Raw genomic sequence first — 4,631 nt, forward strand, 5'->3', positions numbered from 1 at the left:
CGAGCACCTCCTCGACGTCAGCGACAACGAGACGGCCGAAGTGCTTGCCCACCACGTGGGGCTGGCCGTGAACGGAGACGGTTCCTTCATCGGCGGCGCGGCCGGAGTGCTCAGCACCCTGCAGTCGCTGGGGATCGAGACCGGCACCGACGTCGTCTTCGACGGCTCGGGGCTCTCGCGCCACAACCGGCTCTCCCCGGCCACGATGGTGCAGGTGCTCCAGGTGGCCGCTCGCGCCGACCAACCCGGGCTCCGCCCGCTGATCACCGGGCTGCCGGTGGCCGGCTTCACCGGGTCCCTGGCGGACCGGTTCGCCTCCACGGACGAGGCCGCGCTCGGCGACGTACGCGCCAAGACGGGCACGCTCAGCGGCGTGAGCTCCCTTGCCGGTCTCGTCACGGGCAGGGACGGCACGCAGATGGTTTTCGTGCTCGCCGTGGACAAGACGGGCACGGCGCGCGAGTCCGACGTCGAGGCGGCCCTCGACGGGCTCGCGGCGGACCTCGCTGCGTGCCGTTGTGGCGGCGGATAGGTTTGCGCGCATGAGTGGACTCGTCGACTGGGACTTCGCCGTCAGCCTCGGCGCCAAGGTGGCCGGGGACGGACCCGAGGTGACAGCCGATGACGCGGCCGCGGCCGTCGCCGAGCTGCGCGCCGACGCGGATCGCTCGACCGGCCTGGTGCGCGAGTTCACCGGCCTGGTCGCCGCCGAGCGCACTGCACCCGTGCTGGTCGTCGACCGGCGTGGCTGGGTGCAGGCCAACGCCGACGGGTTCGCCAAGATCATCGAGCCGATGATCACCAGGCTCGCGGCCAAGAAGGGCACACCCTCCGGTCTCTCGGTGGCGATCGGCTCCCGGGTCACCGGCGCCGAGGTCGGGCTGCTGCTCGGCTTCTTGGGCACCAAGGTGCTCGGCCAGTTCGATCCGTTCCACGACCCGTCCGGCCGGCTGCTGCTCGTGGCGCCCAACATCGTCCATGTCGAGCGCGAGATCGGTGCCGACCCCGCCGACTTCCGGCTCTGGGTCTGCCTGCACGAGGAGACCCACCGCGTGCAGTTCACGGCCGTGCCGTGGATGCGCGACCACCTCTACTCCGAGATGACGGCGCTGACCGACAGTGTCGAGCCCACCCGCCTCGCCGAGGACGCCGTACGCCGCGTCTCCGAAGCGATCCGCGGGGGTGGCGGCAGCCTGATGGAGGTGATGAGCACGCCCGAGCAGCGCGAGATCCTGGACCGGATCACCGGCGTGATGTCACTGCTCGAGGGCCACGCGGACGTCGTGATGGACGGGGTCGGTCCGAGCGTGATCGCGTCGGTCGACAAGATCCGCGAGTCGTTCAACGAGCGCCGCAAGGGCATCGGCACCCTCGACCGCATCCTGCGCCGACTGCTCGGCCTGGACGCGAAGATGGCGCAGTACCGCGACGGCGCCGCGTTCGTGAACCACGTCGTCGACAAGGTGGGGATGGAACAGTTCAACGCGGTCTGGGCGGGCCCGGAGAACCTCCCGTCGAAGTCCGAGATCGGGGACCCCAACGCCTGGATCACCCGCGTCTTGTGAGCCTCCACCCCGCGCTGGCGGCCGTACGCCGAGGCGTGCGCGCCGTGCTCGATCCGCTCGACCCCGGCGCGAGCGTGATCGTGGCCTGCAGTGGCGGGGCCGACTCGCTCGCCCTGCTCTCGGCCGCGGTCTTCGAGGGGCACAAGCGCGCGTTGCGGGTCGTCGGGGTGACCGTGGACCACGGGCTCCAGGAGGGGTCCGCCGTCCACGCCGAGCGCGTCGTCGAGCAGATGGCCGCGATGGGGGCCGACGAGACGTTGACCGCGACCGTGAGCGTGTCCGCCGCCGGGGTCGGGCCCGAGGCCGCCGCCCGGCAGGCGCGCTACGCCGTCCTGGAGGAGGTCGCCGAGCGGCTCTCCGCCGTGGTCGTGCTGCTCGGTCACACCCTCGACGACCAGGCCGAGACCGTGCTGCTCGGGCTGACGCGTGGCTCCGGTGGTCGCTCTCTCGCCGGCATGCGACGCGCGTTCGGCGGCTTCGCCCGCCCGCTCCTCGACGTACGCCGCGATGACACCGTCACGGCCTGCCAGGCCGAGTCCCTGACCGTGTGGGACGACCCGCACAACGCCGATCCGTCCTTCACGCGGGTCCGCGTCCGCCGTACGGTGTTGCCGCTCCTCGAGGACGAGCTCGGCCCCGGCGTGGCCCGTGCGTTGGCTCGGACCGCCGACCAGCTCCGCGACGACATGGAGCTGCTCGACGGGCTCGCCGAGGAGGTGCTGGAGCGGGTCTCGAGCCCGCACGGCCTGTCGATCCCGCTCCTGGCCGTCCAGCCGCCCGCGCTGCGCCGCCGGGTGATCCGGTCCGCGGCCCTGGTCGCCGGTGCCCCGCCGGCCGAGCTGTTCCACGAGCACGTGCTCGCCGTCGATGCCCTCCTGACGAACTGGCGGGGGCAGAAGTGGATCGACCTGCCTGGCCACCTCCGCGCCGTACGCCGCGACGTGCTGCTCGTCTTCGAGTCCCCGCCCTCCTCGCACTGAGCGCGTCGCGCGGGCGGCGTGCCGGATGGAACTCCACGCGCCTGCGCGGACCTCCACGCCGTACGCCGAACGGACCCCTGGCGACGGGAGCGCGGTGTGCCCCTAGGCTGGCGCGATGGAGTCAGCCCACGTGGAGAACGACCTCGTCAACGTGCTGTTCACCGAAGCGCAGATCCAGGCGCGGCTGGCCGAGATGGCGACCCAGATCGCGGCCGACTACGAGGGCAAGGACCTGCTCATGGTCGGCGTCCTCCGGGGCGCGGTGATGGTGATGGCCGACCTGTCCCGGGCGTTGCCGCGGCACGTCGAGATGGACTGGATGGCGATCAGCTCCTACGGCTCGGGCACCAAGTCCAGCGGTGTGGTGCGGATCCTCAAGGACCTCGACACCGACATCACCGGTCGACACGTGCTGATCGTGGACGAGATCATCGACACCGGGCTGACGCTGAGCTGGCTGGTCAACAGCCTCGGCAGCCGCGGCCCGGCCAGCGTCGAGATCGCGACCCTGCTCCGCAAGCCGGAGGCGTTGAGCATGCCGGTGGAACCGACCTACATCGGCTGGGACATCCCCAACGAGTTCGTCGTGGGTTACGGACTGGACTACCGCGAGAAGTACCGCAACCTGCGCGACATCGGGACGCTCGCGCCCCACGTCTACTCCTGAAGACCCGCTCCGCGGCGTGCGGCTTTCACCCCGCCTGAAACAATGCCTGCGTGAGCACGACCCGCACCACCAAGACAACAGGGCGGACACGACGAGGTAGCGTCGCGTCACTCCTGATCACCCCTGGCGAAAGATCCAAGTGAAGCGCATATTCAAGGGCCCCTGGCTGTGGATGGTGCTGGCCATGTTCGGCGTCCTGCTGGCCATCCAGTACCTCGCACCCAACGGCGGGTACGACGAGGTCAAGACCTCGGAGCTCAGCTCGTGGATCAAGGACGGCAAGGTCAAGGAGATCACCTTCATCGACGGTGATCAGGAGATCCAGGCGACGCTCGCCGCCGGCACCCGCGAGGGCAGCGACAAGGTGACGACGCACTACATCATGGGTCAGCAGGCCAGTCTCCTGCAGCTGGTGGACCGGCAGGTCGACAAGGGCACGATCGAGGAGGCCAACTCCGAGAACCCCCAGCCCAGCCTCCTCAGCTCCCTGCTCGTGACGCTGCTCCCCTTCGCGCTGATCGTGTTGCTGTTCATCTTCTTGATGAACCAGGCCCAAGGTGGCGGACGCGGCGTCATGCAGTTCGCCAAGTCCAAGGCCAAGCTGATCACCAAGGACATGCCCAAGACGACGTTCTCCGACGTCGCCGGCTGTGTGGAGGCGATCGAGGAGCTCGGTGAGATCAAGGAGTTCCTCCAGGAGCCCGCGAAGTTCCAGGCCGTCGGCGCCAAGATCCCCAAGGGCGTCCTGCTGTACGGCCCGCCCGGCACCGGCAAGACACTGCTCGCCCGCGCGGTCGCCGGCGAGGCGGCTGTGCCGTTCTACTCGATCTCCGGCTCGGACTTCGTCGAGATGTTCGTCGGCGTCGGTGCCAGCCGGGTCCGCGACCTGTTCGAGCAGGCCAAGGAGAACGCTCCCGCCATCGTGTTCATCGACGAGATCGACGCCGTCGGTCGCCACCGTGGCGCCGGCATGGGCGGCGGCCACGACGAGCGTGAGCAGACCCTCAACCAGCTGCTGGTCGAGATGGACGGCTTCGACGTCCGTGGTGGCGTGATCCTGATCGCCGCCACCAACCGTCCCGACGTCCTCGACCCGGCGCTGCTGCGCCCGGGCCGCTTCGACCGCCAGATCGCGGTCGACGCGCCCGACCTCAACGGCCGGCACATGATCCTCAAGGTGCACTCGCGCGGCAAGCCGATCGCGGCCGACATCGACCTGCTGAGCGTTGCTCGCCGTACGCCCGGTTTCACCGGCGCCGACCTGGCCAACGTCCTGAACGAGGCCGCACTCCTGACCGCCCGCCAGAACGAGAAGCTCATCACCGATGCGAGCCTCGACGAGGCGATCGACCGCGTGATCGCCGGCCCGCAGCGACGTACGCGCCTGATGAGCGAGACGGAGAAGCTGACCACGGCCTA

Annotated in this window: 5 protein-coding genes; all 5 read left to right on the forward strand. The window is 69.9% G+C overall.

The genetic code is table 11. The annotated features are described in order from the left end of the window. The coding region (gene dacB, locus RMO85_RS17090; RefSeq protein ID WP_310529921.1) for a D-alanyl-D-alanine carboxypeptidase/D-alanyl-D-alanine-endopeptidase at positions 1-532 on the forward strand (532 nt) is incomplete at its 5' end. A gap of 10 nt (positions 533-542) precedes the next feature. Further along, positions 543-1,565, forward strand: a complete 1,023-nt coding sequence (locus RMO85_RS17095) for a zinc-dependent metalloprotease (RefSeq protein ID WP_310529922.1) — start codon at positions 543-545, stop codon at positions 1,563-1,565. Then, positions 1,562-2,545: a tRNA lysidine(34) synthetase TilS gene (tilS, locus tag RMO85_RS17100; protein WP_310529923.1), complete on the forward strand. Its 984-nt coding sequence runs from the start codon at positions 1,562-1,564 to the stop codon at positions 2,543-2,545. The genes RMO85_RS17095 and tilS overlap by 4 nt, the downstream gene beginning before the upstream one ends. 115 nt (positions 2,546-2,660) lie before the next feature. After that, positions 2,661-3,212: a hypoxanthine phosphoribosyltransferase gene (hpt, locus tag RMO85_RS17105; RefSeq protein ID WP_310529924.1), complete on the forward strand. Its 552-nt coding sequence runs from the start codon at positions 2,661-2,663 to the stop codon at positions 3,210-3,212. 139 nt (positions 3,213-3,351) lie between these two features. Then, positions 3,352-4,631, forward strand: a 1,280-nt coding sequence (gene ftsH / locus RMO85_RS17110; protein ID WP_310529925.1) for an ATP-dependent zinc metalloprotease FtsH, incomplete at its 3' end; no start/stop codon positions are given.

The organism is Nocardioides sp. (genome assembly GCF_031422975.1).
Classification (GTDB): Bacteria; Actinomycetota; Actinomycetes; order Propionibacteriales; family Nocardioidaceae; genus Nocardioides.